This window comes from uncultured Sphingomonas sp., assembly GCF_964021865.1.
Classification (GTDB): Bacteria; Pseudomonadota; Alphaproteobacteria; order Sphingomonadales; family Sphingomonadaceae; genus Sphingomonas.
On the sequence record NZ_CAXIAM010000069.1, the window covers coordinates 1 to 14960 of the forward strand.

A 14960-nucleotide genomic window follows, 5' to 3' on the forward strand; every position below is an offset into this window, starting at 1 on the left:
GTGCGCGCCTATCGCAACAAGGCGACCGGCACCGAGCAGATCGCGCTGGTCAAGGGCCGGATCGACCCGACGCGCCCGACCCTGGTGCGGATGCACGCGCTGTCGCCGTTCGCCGATCTGTTCGGCGAGGAGGGCGAGCGCAGCCGGATGCTCTCGCGCTCGATGGAGCTGATCGCGGCGGAGGGCGCGGGGGTGATCGTCGTCATCAACCGCCAGCGCGCCGACGCCTTCACCACCGCGGTGCGGCTGAAGGCGGGCGAGCCGGCGCCCGCCGATATGGAGGAGCTGCGCGATTACGGCGTCGGCGCGATGATCCTCGCCGAACTGGGCGTGCACGACATGGTGCTGCTCACCAACACGCATCACACATTGGTCGGGCTCGACGGCTACGGGCTGTCGATCGTCGGCGAACGGAAGGTGGATTGATGGCCAACGTCCTCATCGTCGAAGCGCGCTTCTACGATCATCTCAACGACATGCTGGTCGCGGGCGCGACGGCCGCGGTCGAGGCGGCGGGGCATCGCGCCGAGGTGCTGACGGTGCCGGGCGCGCTCGAAGTCCCCGGCGCGATCGCGCTGGCGGCGGAGAGCGGGCGCTACGACGCCTTCGTCGCGCTGGGTGTCGTGATCCGCGGCGAGACCTATCATTTCGAGATCGTCGCCAACGAAAGCGCGCGCGGGATCATGGCGCTGACGATGGACGGGGTGCCGATCGGCAACGGCATCCTGACCACCGAGGACGAGGCGCAGGCGATCGCCCGCGCCGACCCCGCGCAACTCGACAAGGGCGGCGCGGCGGCGAAGGCGGCGCTGGCGATGCTCGACCTGAAGGAACGGCTCGGCTGATACGCCGTCGTCCCGGGTTCGACGCGGGTTGACGCAAGCACTGATCGGGTCCGGCGTTACCCTCGGTGGCGCTCGGTCACGTACACGTCACCGGGCCGCCCTCCGTCCCTCGCGACTTGGCGCACAGCAGGATCGGGTGCGTGTCGACCAGCCGCAGCGCGCGCACCATCTTCTCCGTCGCGGTCTTGTAGGTCAGGAAATGCGGCGCGCGGATGTGCGCTTCATAGGCGGCGCGGCTGGCATAGACCTCGAGCAGCCGGATTTGCGTCGGATCGTCCGCGATCTGCACCGAATGGAGCATCAGCACGCCCGGCTCGCGGCGAACCGACGCTTCCTGCTCGGTGGCCAGGATCGTCTTGTACGCATGGATCTGCGCCGGATCGACCGATACTTCGGCGATCCGCACCATCATGCCGGTATCGCCCGGCCCGGCCTGCGCCACCCCGGCACCGGCCAGCGCCAGCGTGACGACGCCGGCCGTACGGATCATGTCTTTCATCTCGTCCTCCTGTGGTCGCGTCGCCGCCGGAAACAGCCTAGAACCATCCACCTGATGCGTCTGCCCCGCGGCGGTGGCAGCCTGTCGCGAGGATGCGCCAATGACTGAAGCGTCGCCGGCCACGACCGCGCTGGCCGCGGCGGAGCGGCTCTTCCGCGACGGTGCGATCGGGGAGGGCGAGGACATCGCCGCGTTCCTCGACCGCTTCGCGGCGCGGCTCGCGCGCGCCTATCATCATGGCGAGCTGTCCTATGCACTGTGCGACAGTATCGCGGGCGACCTCTGGGCGCTGTTGCAGGGCTTGTGGCTCGACGGCGTCGCGCATCGCTGGCCCGCGCTGTTCCAGCAGGTGCATGACGCGTTCGCGGCCGGGGCGTATCATGCACGCGCCGATGGCTCCGACGATCCGATCGCGACCTATACCGATCCGGCGATCGCCGCGATCGTGGCGGCGCTCGACGGCGCGGATTGACGCTGTCCTACACGCGCCAACGCGCGGCATGGAAGGCGCATGATCGATCCTCCGCCAATGTTGAGAAACCCCGCCAGCGTCTCAACATTCACAACATTCGCGCGCTCAGCCCAGCCGCCCGATCAGCGCCATCGCGGCGTGGGGCGCCCGCACTTTCGCGCCGTTGATCATGAAGATGAACGTGTCGCGCGGACGCACCGGCGCGGGATCGGCGACATACGGCAGCCCCTCCGGGCTCTTGCCCGCCGCCCACGCCAGCGCGACGTCGCGCCAGCGGTCGAGTGCAGCCGGAGCATAGCCGGTCGGCTCCTCCTCGCGCGCATCCTCCAGCCGCGCATAAACGAAGTCGCCCGACACGTCGGCGAGCGCCGGATAATCCGCCGAATCACCATGCACGATCGCCACCCGGGCGGCGCGGCACAGCGCGACGAACTCGGGCGTGGCGAAGCTTTCGTGCCGCACCTGGATCGCGTGACGCAGCGGCGCGCCGGCCACGCTGGCGGGCAACAAGTTGAGAAACGCGCCAACGTCGTCCGCATCGAACTTGCGGGTCGCGGGCAGCTGCCACAGGATTGGCCCGAGCATGTCGCCCAGCTCGACGATCCCCTGCCCGACGAAGCGCGCGATCGACTCGCCTGCTTCGGCCAGCACCTTGCGCGTCACGCAATAGCGTGACGCCTTGAGCGCGAAGACGAACCCCTCTGGCGCGGTGTCGCGCCAACCGGCGAAGGTCGCAGGCTTGAACGAGGAATAGAAGGTGCCGTTCACCTCGATCGCGGTGACGTGGCGGCTGGCATAGTCCAGCTCGCGCTTCTGCGGCCATTTCTCGGGATAGAAGGTGCCGCGCCACGGCTCGTAGGTCCAGCCGCCGATGCCCACGCGAATCGAAGAAGCCGTCATCGCACCGGCGTGCCGGGTTGCCGCGTTTTTGTCGAGCCGGCGCGGCGCGCGGCGGCGTGCGCCTCGGCGCGGGTCAGCAGCGCGTCGAGATCCTCGGGCGCGATGTCGAACGTCTCGTGCAGGTCGGCGAGCGCGGCGTCGATATCGGCGGCGTGCAGCCCCGGCGCTGGCGCAGCGACCGGCGCGGCGGCGCGATGCGGATAGGAATGGCGGGTCATACGATGATAGAGGATGCCCAGCACGACCAGCGCGACCGAGTTGATCCCGACCGGCGCGAAGGCGAAGGTCCAGCCCGCGGCATGCACGCCGGGGCTGCCGATCACCGCGGTCAGCGCCGCCGCGCCGCCGGGCGGGTGGAGGCAGCGCAGCAGCGACATCCCGAGGATCGCGCCGCCGACCGCGACCCCCGCCGCCAGCGCGGTCTGCGGGATCAGATGATAGGCCGCGACCCCGACCAGCGCCGAGACGACATTGCCGCCGATCACCGGCCACGGCTGCGCCAGCGGGCTGGCCGGCACCGCGAACACCAGCACCGCCGAGGCGCCGAGCGGTGCGACGATGATCGGCAGGTCGGCGTGGCTCAGCGGCAGGCGCGCACAGACGAGGAAGGTCAGTGCGAGGCACAGCGCCGCGCCGAGACAGGCGAGCAAACGCGCCGGCCAATGTGCACCGGCGAGCAGGGGCGAGAAGAACGGCGTCATGCGCGCGCCCGTAGCGCAGCGCCGCCGCATCGTCACCAACGACGGAAAATGAGGTGTCCGCAGCGTTGCGAAAGATCCCCGAAGGGAACGCGCGTTTGTCTGTCGGAAAACTGGAGCGGGCGAAGGGATTCGAACCCTCGACCCCAACCTTGGCAAGGTTGTGCTCTACCCCTGAGCTACGCCCGCTCTGGCGCCGTGATCGGAAGCATTTGGCTGCTCCCGTCGGGTGAGGTGGCGCCACTAGCAGCGGTGTCGGTACCCCGCAACAGCTTTTTTTACGAACCATTGCGTTTTTCCCGCGCCGAATTGACCGGGTCCGGTCCGGCCCCTACGTCCTGCGAGCATGACCGCCCCTACGATCCTGCTTGTCGAGGACGATCCGTCGCTCCGAATGCTGACCGCCCGCGCGCTTCAGGAGAATGGCTTTGCCGTTCGTCCGGCCTCCGCCGCGCCGGAGATGTGGCTGGCGCTCGATGCCGGGCCGGTCGACCTCGTCTTGCTCGACATCATGCTCCCGGGGACGAGCGGGATCGATCTGTGCCGGTCGCTGCGCCAGAAGAGCGACGTGCCGATCATCTTCATGTCGGCGCGCGCCAGCGAAACCGATCGCGTGGTCGGGCTGGAGCTGGGCGCGGACGATTATATCGCCAAGCCGTTCGGGACGCGCGAGCTGGTGGCGCGGGTGCGCGCGGTGCTGCGCCGCCCGGCGCTCGACCGGCGTGCGGGGGCGGGCGATCAGGGGATGCTGACCTTCGATGGCTGGACAGTGAACCTGCCCCGCCGCGAACTCGCCTCGCCGAGCGGCGCGATCGTCGACCTGACCGGTGCGGAATTCGACCTTTTGGTGGTGCTGGCCGATCATGCGCAACGCGTGATCGCGCGCGAGCGGCTGATCGAGCTGAGCCGGACGCGGCTGGGCGACAGTTCGGATCGTTCGATCGACGTGCTGGTCAGCCGGCTGCGGCGCAAGCTGGGCAGCGCGGGCGCGCCGGCGCCGATCGTGACGGTGCGCGGGGTCGGCTATATGCTCAACGCGCCGGTCGAGCGCAGCTGAGCGCATGACCTTCCTGCGCCGCCCGGCAGTCGGCCTGCTGGGGCAGGTGCTGGGCATCCTGCTTTTGACGCTGGTGATCGAATTCGGTGCCAGTACCTTGCTGTACGAGCGTGCGAGTGGGTTCGCGGTGCGCGACGACGAGGCGAACCGGCTTGCCGAACATCTGGTCATCAGCCGGCGGTTGATCGCCGAGCGCCCGCAAGTCGAACGCCCGGCGATGGCGACGGAACTGACGACCGACCGTTATGCGCTGCAATGGAGCGCGACCTTGCCCGCGGTGCCGGCGATCGCGCCGGCGCTCGATGAGATGCATCGCCAAGTGCTCGAATGGGAGCCGTCGCTGGCGTCGACCGACCTGTGGCTGCGGCTGCAATCGCCGGGGCGGCGATCGGTGGTGACCGGTGGTTTGCGGCTAGACGACGGAAGCTGGCTGTTTTTCCGCACGCGCCAGCCGATTGCGAACCTCAACCTGTCGTTCGAGCGGATCGCGCTGGCGATGGTGCCGGCGATCGCGTTGATGCTGCTGGGGGCGCTGCTGCTGCGGCGCGTGTTGCTGCCGTTGCGGCGGCTGGCGACCGCGGCGGATCGCGTCGGGCACGGAATTGTCGAGCATGTTGAGGAGGATGGGCCGGGCGAGGTGCGGCGCGTCATCACCGCGTTCAACCGGATGCAGGACCGTATCCAGGCGTTGATCGCGGGGCGGACGCAGGCGCTGGCGGCGGTCGGGCACGACCTGCGCACCCCGCTGGCGCGGCTGCACCTGCGGACCGAGGCCCTGCCCGATGTCGAGACCCGCAACGCAATCGTCCGCGATGTCAGTGAGATGGAGGCGATGATCACCTCGCTGCTCGCTTTCCTCGGCGGGTCGGCGGAGCCGGAGCCGACCAGCGTCGTCGATCTGGCGGTGCTGTGCGCGACGCTGGCCGACGATGCCGAGGATCGCGGGCGGGTAGCACATTATATCGGCCCGGATCATTGCGAGTGGCGGCTGCGGCGCATCGGATTCAAGCGTGCGTTGGTCAATCTGGTCGAAAATGCCCTGCATTATGGCGACACGGTCACGATCAGGCTCATGACCGACCGCCCCGGTGCCGTGATTCGCATCGAAGACGACGGGCCGGGGATCCCGGACGATGAGCTGGAGCATGTGCTCGAACCGTTCGTGCGGCTCGACCCCGCACGATCGCGCGACACGGTCGGATTCGGTCTGGGCCTGTCGATCGTCCAGCTGGCGGTTGCGGAGGAAGGCGGGCGGCTGACCCTCGCCAACCGCGACGGCGGCGGGCTTTGCGCGGAGATCGTCCTGCCGCCGCAGGAAACGAAATGACACGGATACGCCGCACGACAGCAAGAAGCGCGCCGTACGACCTGATCGGTTAGCATCAGGAGAGTCGACGTGGCCATCGCAGGCGAACGCCCCCATGTGATCGCCGCGCGATCGTTTCGGTTGGACGCATAATGGCCAGCGTGGTTCCCGCGGCCGATCCGGCGATGACCCGGCCGGGCATCTCGGTGCCGTCCGTCTCGCTGCTCGGGCGCGATCTGACCGCGTCGATCGTCGTCTTCCTGGTCGCGATGCCGCTGTGCATGGGGATCGCGATCGCCTCGGGCGCGCCCGCCGAGAAGGGGCTGATCACCGGCATCATCGGCGGGATCATCGTCGGCGCGCTCGCCGGTTCGCCGCTGCAGGTGAGCGGCCCGGCCGCCGGGCTGGCGGTGATCGTCTATGAGCTGGTGCGCGATCAGGGACTGGCGGCGCTCGGGCCGATCCTGGTGGTGGCCGGTGCGGTGCAGGTGGTAGCCGGCGTGTTCCGGCTGGGCGGGTGGTTCAAGGCCATTTCCCCCGCGGTGGTGCACGGGATGCTCGCGGGGATCGGTGTGCTGATTGTCGTCGGACAGTTCCACGTCCTGTTCGATCATCGTCCGTTGCCAAGCGGGCTCCAGAACCTCGCGGCGATGCCGGGGCGGCTGTTCGGCCTGTCGCCGAGCAATCTGCAGGCGACCGAGTTCGCGTTCGCGATCGGCGTGGTGACGATCGCGGCGATGATTGGCTGGGAAAAGCTGCGCCCCGCATCGCTGCGGCTGTTGCCGGGCGCGCTCGTCGGGGTGCTGGTCGGGACGATCGTCTCGCTGCTGTTCGGGCTGGAGGTGGCGCGGGTGCAGGTGCCCGATTCGATCGTCGCCGCGATCACCCCGCCGAGCGGCGAAGGCTTCATGCGGTTGCTCGACCCATCGGTAATCGCCGCCGCGGTCGCGATCGCGTTCATCGCCTCGGCCGAGACGCTGCTGTCGGCGGCGGCGGTCGACAAGATGCACAACGGCGTTCGCACCGATTACAACAAGGAGCTGCGGGCGCAGGGCATCGGCAACCTGCTGTGCGGCTTCGCCGGCGCGCTGCCGATGACCGGCGTGATCGTACGCAGTTCGGCGAACGTGCAGGCGGGCGCGGCGACGCGGTTGTCGGCGATGCTGCACGGCGTATGGATCCTCGGCTTCGTCGCGGCGCTGCCGTTCGTGCTTAAGCTGATCCCGATGGCGGCGCTGGGCGCGATCCTCGTCGTCACGGGCTTCCGGCTGGTCAGCGTCAAGCATGCCACGCACCTGTTCCGCGATTATGGCGTGCTGCCGGTGCTGATCTGGGCGGCGACGCTGGTGACGGTAGTGTCGACCGACCTGCTGACCGGGGTGCTGGTTGGGATCGGGCTGACGATGCTCGAACTGATCCCCAACCTCCACCGGCTGCGGCTGCGCGTCTATGAAGGGCAGGAAGCCGACACCCACGCGATCACGCTGGACGGCACCGCGACCTTCGTCACGTTGCCCAAGCTGTCCGAGACGCTCGACCGTGTGCCGACCGACACGCCGGTGCGGATCGACGCGACGCGGCTCAACGCGGTCGATCATACCAGCGCGGAAATGTTGCGCGACTGGTTCCAGCGCCGCCGCGCCTCCGGCCAGTCGGTGCGGGTCACCGGCGCGCGTGGCCGGATCGCCACACTGAACGACGATCAGCACTGACGTTGCCGCTTGGCAATGTTTTGATGCAGATCAGACACATTGCTGCAATGCGGTGTACATAGGTTTTGACGGTGGGCCAGCCATCGCCCTCCTGCCGGCTACGGCGGGAGAGAGCGAAGCGGACCGCAAGCAGGAGGAGCCTCTTCCCATCAGGAGGTTCCATGAAGTACGCATTCCTTATTCCCACCGCCATGCTGGCGCTGGCTGCCGTTCCCGCCGCCGCCCAGGAAGAAGCGCCGCCGAAAGCGGTCACCGTCTCCGGCTCGGTCGGTCTGGTCAGCGACTATCGCTTCCGCGGCGTCTCGCAGTCGGACGAGAACCTCGCCGTGCAGGGTGGCTTCACGATCGCGCATGAAAGCGGCATCTATATCGGCACCTGGGGATCGAACCTCAGCGGATGGGGCACGTTCGGCGGCGCCAATATGGAGCTGGACCTGATCGCAGGTTACAAGTTGCCGGTCGGCGGCGGCACGCTGGACGTCGGAGCGACCTGGTACATGTACCCGGGCGGCTTCGACAACACCGACTTCATCGAGCCCTACGCCAAGCTGTCGGGCACCGCCGGCCCGGTCAGCTTGACCGCAGGCGTCGCCTATGCGCCGAAGCAGGAAGCGCTGGGCGCGTGGTCGGCGAACGGGACGGTCGCCGCGAACGTCGATTATGACAACGGGACCGGCTACAGCCGGCCGGGCGCGAAGGGCGACAACCTGTACGTCTGGGGGGATGCCGCCGCGGCGATCCCGAACACCGGGCTGACCGCCAAGGCGCATATCGGCGCGTCGAGCGGCAACAAGGGCTTGGGGCCGTTCGCGACCAGCGTGACGCCGACCGGTGCCTATGCCGACTGGCTGCTGGGCGTCGACTATGTGATCCCCAGCACGCCGCTGACCGTCGGCGTCGCCTATGTCGACACCAACATCACCGACCGGAAGGCCGCGTATCTGCAGCCGAGCTTCAGCCGCGGGCAGGACGGCGTCGGGTCGATCGCAGATGCCAAGGTGGTCTTCGCGCTGACGGCGGCGTTCTAGGGGCGACGATCGGGTTCGTGGGGAAGCGTAGGGGAGAGAGATTTGCACGCGGAGGCGCAGAGGGCGCAGAGTTGATGCGTTTGTCGCATCGGGCGCTCATCCTGTCACGATCGGGAATGACAGAGTGATGGTGTCTCATGCGGTACACCTCCGCGTCCTCTGCGCCTCCGCGCGATCCAACCCTTCTTCTGACGCCCAGCGTGCCGGCGTCGATCTTTTCCTTCGTCCGTCGCCCCGGACTTGATCTGGCGCCCCGCTTCCTCACGACCGTGGAAGAAGAAGCGGGATCCCGGATCAAGTCCGGGATGACGGATGATGGGTGGCGATTCGCTGACCACGTTCCGACCAAGGCGGGTGGGGCGGGGGGTTTGTATCCCCCGTCGCCATCCCACATAAGGGGGCAAGCAATTTCAGGAGCGCCCCTTTGGCCACGTTAGGCATGTCACCCGCCGAGAAGGAAGCCGTCCAGCGATTCCGCGCCGACGTCGTCGAACCGTCGATGACGCAGCTGGTGATCGTCGATTTCTGGGCGGAATGGTGCGGCCCGTGCAAGGCGCTGACGCCGGTGCTGGAAAAGGTGGCGGCCGATTATGCCGACAAGGGCGTGGTGCTGGCCAAGGTCGACACCGACAAGGACCAGTTCATCGCCGCGCAGTTCCAGATCCGCTCGATCCCGACCGTCTATGCGATGTTCCAGGGGCAATTGGTCGCCGACCTGACCAGCGCACGCACCGAATCGCAGCTCAAGGCGATGCTCGACCAGTTGCTGCGCCAGTTGCCGGTCAGCGGCGAGGCGCAATCGCAGGAGGCCGAGCTGGAGCCGCTGATCGCGATGGGCGAGCAGGTGCTGGCCGAGGGCGATGCCGAGCGGGCGTTGTCGATCTTCGACCAACTCGCCGAGATGGCGCCGGAGCATCAGGCGGTGCTGTCGGGGCGCATCCGCGCGCTGGTCGCGGCGGGGCAGGTCGCGGACGCGGAGGCGGCGATCGCGGCGCTGCCCGAAGACGTCGCGAAGCTGCCCGACGTGCAGCGCGCGGCGGCGGCGCTGGCGCTGGCGAAGTCGGCGCCGGCGGTCGACGATCTCGCCCCGTTGGAGGCGGCGGTGGCGGCGAACCCCGATGATCTTCAGGCGCGCTTCGATCTCGCCAATGCGCGGATGGCGGCGGGGGATCGCGAGGCGGCGGCGAGCGGGTTCCTGTCGATCGTCGCGGCGGATCGCGCATGGAACGACGATGCGGCGCGGCAGCAGTTGCTGAAGCTGTTCGAGGTCGTCGGGTTGGAGGATCCGTGGGTGTCGGCGCAGCGGCGCAAGCTGTCGGCGATCCTGTTCGGATGACCGCTACGACGCGGCTCTCGATCTTCCCGCTGCCGGGCGCGCTGCTGTTCCCGCAGCTGCATCTGCCGCTGCACATCTTCGAGCCGCGCTATCGCGCGATGGTGTCCGACGCGATGGCGCGCGACCGACGGATTGCGATGATCCAGCCGCGTCCCGACAGCGAGGATGCGGACACGCCCGACCTGTTCGATGTCGGCTGCGTCGGGCGGATCGCCGAGGTCGAGGCGTTGGACGACGGGCGCTACAATCTGATCCTGCAAGGGCTGACGCTGTTCCGCGTGCGGCGCGAGCTGGTGGTGACGACGCCGTTCCGCCAGGTCGAGGCCGAGCTGTTGCCGACGACCGCCGACGAGACGCTGTCGCTGGGCGCGCGCGCGTCGCTCGAGATGGAATCGCGGCGGTTTGCGGAGGCGCATGGCTATAGCGTCGATTGGACGTCGGTCGGGCGGCTGGATGACGTGAGCCTGGTCAACGGTGTCGCGCAGATCGCGCCGTTCGATGTCGCCGCCAAGCAGGCGTTGCTCGAGGCACCCGATCTGGCGACGCGGGCCGAGATGCTGGTGCAGTTGATGCAATTCTTCGGTCGCCACGACGGCGAGGACCGGGTGACGCTGCAATGACGATCGACGCGTGGTTGCTCGAACGGTTGGTGTGCCCGGCGACGCGCACGCCGCTGCACTATGATGCCGAGCGGCAGGAGCTGGTGTCGGAAGCGGCGGGGATGGCCTATCCGGTGCACGACGGCGTACCGGTGCTGCTGGTCGAGGCGGGGCGGCGGCTGGATGCGCCGACACCTACGTAATAGCGTCACCCCGGCGGGGGTGACGGGCAGCGGGTGGCGCTACTGCGTCGCCCATTGCGGGAAGGCCGCGCGGAAACCGGCGACCTTCGGCTTGTCCCAGCGCACGATATACGGATGCGTCGGGTTCCGGCGGAAGAAATCCTGATGATAGGATTCGGCCGGATAGAAGCGCCCCGTCTCCAGCCGCGTCACGACCGGCTGCGCGAAGGCATGGGCCCGCCCGAGCTGCGCGATATACGCCGCGGCGACCGCGCGCTGCTCAGGAGATTGCGGAAAGATCGCCGAGCGATAGCTGGTGCCGCTGTCCGGCCCCTGCCGATTCAGCTGCGTCGGATCGTGCGCGATCGAGAAATAGATGCGCAGCAACGTCGCGTAGCTGACGACGCGCGGATCGTAGGTGATGCGGATCGCCTCGGCATGGCGGGTGGTCTCGCTGCTGACCGCGCCGTAATTGGCGGTCTGGGGCGTGCCGCCGGCATAGCCCGCGACGACGTCGCGGACGCCCTTCACCTGCTGGAACACCGCCTCCATCCCCCAGAAGCAGCCGCCCGCCAGCACGGCGGTCTGCATCCCGCCGGTCGCGGGTACGTCGCGTACCGCGGCGGGGATCGGAACGGCGCGTTCGGCCTGAGCGGTGCCACAGCCGGCGAGCAGGAGCGGCAGGGCCGCGGCGAAAGCGAGGAAGCGCGTCATGCGCCTGATATGGGTTGGCGTGGGTCGCTCCGCCAGAGCGACCCGCAGCGGCTCAGCGCGTGGCGTGGGTCGCCGCATAGGCGTTGCCCGGCATTTCGGGCTGCGTGGCGTGGATCGCCAGCATCCCGGCGGCGCCGATCAGGAAACCGCCCGCGAACTGCCATGCAAAGCTGGACTTGATGAAGCGGATCATCAGCTGCTCTCTTTTCCTTGGCCGCCTGCGCGGCATGTCGCTCGATCGCCGTCACGTCACCAGAGTGGGTGACGACCACCGCGATATGACGCCTGACGCCTGAACGGCGGCTTGGCCGCGCGTTCATCTGGCGTCGATATACGGGCAGCGAGGCCGCCCTTCCATCGCACAGTAAGAAAGCGATCGTTTCGCGGAAGCGCCTATTTCAGCGCGGCGCAGGCCGCCTGGATGCGCTGGCACGCCGCGGTCAGCAGCGCTTCCGAGGTGGCATAGCTGATCCGCATCGCCGGCGAGACGCCGAACGCCACGCCCTGCACCGCCGCGACCCTGGCCTCGTCGAGCAGATAGCCGACGAAATCGCTGTCGGTCTCGATCCGCTTGCCGCCCGGCGTGGTCTTGCCGATCACGCCCGCAACGCTGGGATAGACGTAGAAGGCGCCCTCGGGCTTCGGGCAGGTGATGCCGTCGGCGGCGTTGAGCATGTCGACCACCAGGTCGCGACGGACCTGGAACGCCTGCGCGCGTTCCTTGAGGAACGACTGGTCGCCGGTCAGCGCCGCGGTCGCCGCCGCCTGTGCGATCGAGCACGGATTGCTGGTCGATTGCGACTGGAGCTTGGCCATCGCCTTGATGAGCCACGGCGCGCCCGCCGCGAAGCCGATCCGCCAGCCGGTCATCGCATAGGCCTTGGAACAGCCGTTGACGGTCAGCGTCCGCTCGTAGAGCGACGGGCAGACCTCGGCGATCGTCGCGAAGCGGAAATCGTCATAGACGATATGCTCGTACATATCGTCGGCGAAGATCCAGACGTGCGGATGCCGTTCCAGCACCGCGCCCAGCGCCTTCAGCTCGTCGACGGTATAGGCTGCGCCGGTCGGGTTCGACGGCGAGTTCAGGATCAGCCACTTGGTCTTCGGCGTGATCGCCGCCTCGAGCATCGCCGGGGTCAGCTTATAGCCGACATCCGCGCCCGCCGCGACGATCACCGGGGTGGCGCCCGCGAACTGCACCACGTCGGGATAGCTGACCCAATAGGGGGCGGGCACGATCACCTCGTCGCCCGCATCCAGCGTTGCGACCAGCGCGTTGAAGAGCGTGTGCTTGCCGCCGACGTTCACGGTGATCTGCGCCGGGGTGTAGTCGAGGCTGTTGTCGCGCTTGAACTTCGCGGCGATCGCGTCCTTCAGCTCCGCGGTGCCGTCGACGTTGGTATATTTCGTCTTGCCGGCGCGGATCGCCGCGATCGCGGCCTCTTTGACGAAGTCGGGCGTGTCGAAGTCGGGCTCGCCCGCGCCCAGCCCGATCACGTCGACGCCGGCCCGCTTCAGCTCCAGCACGCGGCTGGTGATCGCCAGCGTCGGGGAGGGATTGATGCGGTCGAGCGCGGCGGAGGTGTGCATGATCGGCGCCTTTGACTAGGAAGCGCTGCGCCTATGCGACGGTCGGCCTCATTGTGCAACCGCGAGCGTCGCGCGCATTAGTCCGCGCAACGCATTCCCCACAAATAGCCCGTCGCGCAGATCGTCGGGTGTCAGCTCGCCCTCGACCGCCTGGCCGGTGTCGAGCAGCTCGCCGCGCAGGACGCCGGGCAACAGCGGACCGGCGGGCGGCGTGACCAACGTATCGCCGCGCGGCACGAACAGGTTGGTGAAGCTGCCTTCGGTCAGCCGCCCGTCGGGGGTGAAGAACAGCACCTCGTCGGCTCCGCTCGCGGCGCGCGCGGCGTCATAGAACCGCCGGTCGCTGGTTTTGTGACGCAACCGCCAATCGCGCTCGCCGACCGGCAGCGGGGCGAGCGCCACGCGCAGCGGACGATCGGGGGCGGGCGGGGCGGCGGCGACCTCGATCGCGATCGCGCCGCTCTGCGCCACCATCAGCCGGACGCGCGCGGGCGCGCGGAGCCGGAAGGTCGCGGCCTGCAACTCGTTGCGGGCATCGTGACGGTCGAAGGTGAATCCCAGCGCCGCCGCGCTGCTGCGCAGCCGTTCGAGATGACGCTCGATCCGCAGCACGCCCTCGTCGGGGTCGAAGGCCATCGTCTCCACCAGGTCGACGCGGCGGCGCGCGCCGGCGAGGAACGCCGCCTTCGCCATCGCCTCGTCCCATTCGTCCTCGACGCGCGAATCGGCGACGATCCCGCCGCCGATCCCGATCACGGCATGATCCGCACCCTCGTCGATCGTCAGCGTGCGGATCGCGACGTTGAACGCCGCGCTGCCGTCCGCGTCGAAGCGGCCGATCGCACCGGTATAGGCGCCGCGCGGGGTACCTCGCTCGACCGCCGCGATCGCCTGCATCGCGCGGACCTTCGGCGCGCCGGTGATCGAGCCGCACGGGAAGAGTGCGGAGAGGACGTCGACCGGATCGTGCCCGGGGGCGAGCGTCGCCGTGACCTTCGAGGTCAATTGATGCACGGTCGGGTAGCGTTCGACCGCGAACAGATCGGGCACCGCCACGCTTCCCGCGACCGCGACCCGCGACAGATCGTTGCGCATCAGGTCGACGATCATCAGGTTCTCGGCACGCTGCTTGGCATCGGCGGCGAGCGAGCGGGCGACGGCGAGGTCGATCGCGGGATCGGGGTGGCGGCGCGCAGTGCCCTTCATCGGACGGCTGACCAGCGCATCGCCGTCGCGGGTGAAGAACAGTTCGGGGGAGAGCGACAGGATCGTCTGCGTGCCGGTCGCGACCAGCGCACTCCATCCCGCGCCAGCCGCCTGCCGCAGCCCGGCGTAGAGCGCGAGCGGATCGCCGATGAATGGCACGCGCGCGCGGAAGGTGAGGTTGAGCTGGTACAAATCCCCCGCGCGGATCAGCGCCTGCGCCGCGTCGAACATCGCGCGATAGTCGGCGCGCGACGGCTCCGGCTCGGGCACGCCGGTCCATGCGCCGGCTGGATCGGGAAGCAGTGCGGGGACATCCGCGATCTCCTGATGCCCGTCGAACAGCCCGAACCACGCCAGCGGGGTCGTGGAGGCGGGCTCCCCCCCCGCCGCGGGCTCGAACGCCGCACCGGCGCCATAAGAGAGAAACCCCGCCGCCGCGCCGCGCCACGCCCGGACCGCCGCGAGCAGGTCGTGCACCTCGGCCGGCGTCCAGGCGGTGAGCACCCGCTGCGGCGCCTGGTACAGCCTCGCGCGGTCCAGCCCCGATCGGGCATCATGGAGCAGCACGAAGGGAGCGGCGAGACGCATCGCCTCCCTTGATGCCCGCAGGTCGTTACGCCTGCAAGCCGCGTTGCGTCCGACCAACGTCGAAGTTAAGCCCCGCGGCACCGGCGATCCCGCACCCCGGCAGGAGTTTCTCGATGACCGACACCCCGCTGCGCGCCGCGATCGTTCCCGTCACCGCGATCGAGCAGAATTGTACGCTCTCATGACTGCCATCCGAGACGCTGGCCGAGTTTACTCCTTCGCTGG

At 68.8% G+C, this 14960-nt stretch carries 17 protein-coding genes, 1 tRNA gene and 1 pseudogene; 10 read left to right on the plus strand and 9 right to left on the minus strand.

Going from position 1 to position 14960, the window contains the following annotated elements; all coding sequences use genetic code 11:
• Together AADI75_RS14465 and ribH are read left to right on the plus strand one after the other, a co-directional pair.
• Window positions 1-426 (plus strand): annotated as a pseudogene (locus AADI75_RS14465) (3,4-dihydroxy-2-butanone-4-phosphate synthase); the annotation flags it as partial.
• The gene (ribH, locus tag AADI75_RS14470; protein WP_341209710.1) at window positions 426-845 is read left to right on the plus strand and encodes a 6,7-dimethyl-8-ribityllumazine synthase; all 420 of its coding nucleotides are present in this window, start codon (window positions 426-428) and stop codon (window positions 843-845) included. The pseudogene AADI75_RS14465 and the gene ribH, both read left to right, overlap by 1 nt.
• A 76-nt stretch (window positions 846-921) precedes the next feature.
• On the opposite strand, the gene AADI75_RS14475 is transcribed toward ribH, so the two are convergent.
• Window positions 922-1344 (minus strand): putative quinol monooxygenase, encoded by a 423-nt coding sequence (locus tag AADI75_RS14475; RefSeq protein ID WP_341209711.1) that lies wholly within the window; start codon window positions 1342-1344, stop codon window positions 922-924.
• A gap of 100 nt (window positions 1345-1444) precedes the next feature.
• On the opposite strand from AADI75_RS14475, the gene AADI75_RS14480 reads away from it, so the two are divergent.
• Window positions 1445-1816 carry a hypothetical protein gene (locus AADI75_RS14480; protein ID WP_341209712.1) on the plus strand — a complete coding sequence of 124 codons (372 nt, stop codon included), beginning with the start codon at window positions 1445-1447 and terminating at the stop codon, window positions 1814-1816.
• Window positions 1817-1921: 105 nt separating this feature from the next.
• Here AADI75_RS14480 and AADI75_RS14485 read toward each other — a convergent pair whose 3' ends face one another.
• The 3 genes from AADI75_RS14485 to AADI75_RS14495 all read right to left on the minus strand — a co-directional run bounded on the left by AADI75_RS14485 (window position 1922) and on the right by AADI75_RS14495 (window position 3603).
• Window positions 1922-2716, minus strand: coding sequence for a DUF72 domain-containing protein (locus tag AADI75_RS14485; RefSeq protein WP_341209713.1), 795 nt, complete (start codon window positions 2714-2716; stop codon window positions 1922-1924).
• Window positions 2713-3417 (minus strand): HPP family protein, encoded by a 705-nt coding sequence (locus tag AADI75_RS14490; protein ID WP_341209714.1) that lies wholly within the window; start codon window positions 3415-3417, stop codon window positions 2713-2715. The genes AADI75_RS14485 and AADI75_RS14490 overlap by 4 nt, the downstream gene beginning before the upstream one ends.
• 111 nt (window positions 3418-3528) lie before the next feature.
• Window positions 3529-3603, minus strand: a tRNA-Gly gene (locus AADI75_RS14495).
• Window positions 3604-3760: 157 nt separating this feature from the next.
• Here AADI75_RS14495 and AADI75_RS14500 point away from each other — a divergent pair.
• The 7 genes from AADI75_RS14500 (at window position 3761) to AADI75_RS14530 (ending at window position 10655) form a co-directional block, all read left to right on the plus strand.
• The gene (locus AADI75_RS14500; protein ID WP_341209715.1) at window positions 3761-4471 is read left to right on the plus strand and encodes a response regulator transcription factor; all 711 of its coding nucleotides are present in this window, start codon (window positions 3761-3763) and stop codon (window positions 4469-4471) included.
• 4 nt (window positions 4472-4475) lie between these two features.
• On the plus strand, window positions 4476-5798 hold the full coding sequence (locus AADI75_RS14505; RefSeq protein WP_341209716.1) for an ATP-binding protein: 1323 nt from the start codon (window positions 4476-4478) through the stop codon (window positions 5796-5798).
• 164 nt (window positions 5799-5962) lie between these two features.
• Complete coding sequence (locus AADI75_RS14510; RefSeq protein WP_341209725.1) at window positions 5963-7489, plus strand: SulP family inorganic anion transporter; 1527 nt, start codon at window positions 5963-5965, stop codon at window positions 7487-7489.
• Window positions 7490-7650: 161 nt separating this feature from the next.
• A complete protein-coding gene (locus AADI75_RS14515; RefSeq protein WP_341209717.1) occupies window positions 7651-8517 on the plus strand; it encodes a TorF family putative porin in 867 nt (288 codons plus the stop codon).
• 439 nt (window positions 8518-8956) lie between these two features.
• Window positions 8957-9853 carry a tetratricopeptide repeat protein gene (locus AADI75_RS14520; RefSeq protein ID WP_341209726.1) on the plus strand — a complete coding sequence of 299 codons (897 nt, stop codon included), beginning with the start codon at window positions 8957-8959 and terminating at the stop codon, window positions 9851-9853.
• Window positions 9850-10473: an LON peptidase substrate-binding domain-containing protein gene (locus AADI75_RS14525; RefSeq protein ID WP_341209718.1), complete on the plus strand. Its 624-nt coding sequence runs from the start codon at window positions 9850-9852 to the stop codon at window positions 10471-10473. The genes AADI75_RS14520 and AADI75_RS14525 overlap by 4 nt, the downstream gene beginning before the upstream one ends.
• Window positions 10470-10655 (plus strand): Trm112 family protein, encoded by a 186-nt coding sequence (locus AADI75_RS14530; protein WP_341209719.1) that lies wholly within the window; start codon window positions 10470-10472, stop codon window positions 10653-10655. Before AADI75_RS14525 ends, AADI75_RS14530 begins: the two co-directional genes overlap by 4 nt.
• 39 nt (window positions 10656-10694) lie before the next feature.
• Here the strand turns inward: AADI75_RS14530 and msrA are convergent, their stop codons facing one another.
• The 5 genes from msrA to AADI75_RS14555 all read right to left on the minus strand — a co-directional run.
• Window positions 10695-11348 (minus strand): peptide-methionine (S)-S-oxide reductase MsrA, encoded by a 654-nt coding sequence (gene msrA / locus AADI75_RS14535; RefSeq protein ID WP_341209720.1) that lies wholly within the window; start codon window positions 11346-11348, stop codon window positions 10695-10697.
• A 52-nt stretch (window positions 11349-11400) separates the two neighbouring features.
• A complete protein-coding gene (locus tag AADI75_RS14540; RefSeq protein ID WP_341209721.1) occupies window positions 11401-11541 on the minus strand; it encodes a hypothetical protein in 141 nt (46 codons plus the stop codon).
• Window positions 11542-11741: 200 nt separating this feature from the next.
• Window positions 11742-12941 (minus strand): pyridoxal phosphate-dependent aminotransferase, encoded by a 1200-nt coding sequence (locus AADI75_RS14545; RefSeq protein ID WP_341209722.1) that lies wholly within the window; start codon window positions 12939-12941, stop codon window positions 11742-11744.
• Between the two features lie 48 nt (window positions 12942-12989).
• Window positions 12990-14735 carry an aminodeoxychorismate synthase component I gene (gene pabB / locus AADI75_RS14550; protein WP_341209723.1) on the minus strand — a complete coding sequence of 582 codons (1746 nt, stop codon included), beginning with the start codon at window positions 14733-14735 and terminating at the stop codon, window positions 12990-12992.
• Between the two features lie 25 nt (window positions 14736-14760).
• Window positions 14761-14960: hypothetical protein (locus AADI75_RS14555; RefSeq protein WP_341209724.1), on the minus strand; the 200-nt coding region annotated here is incomplete at its 5' end.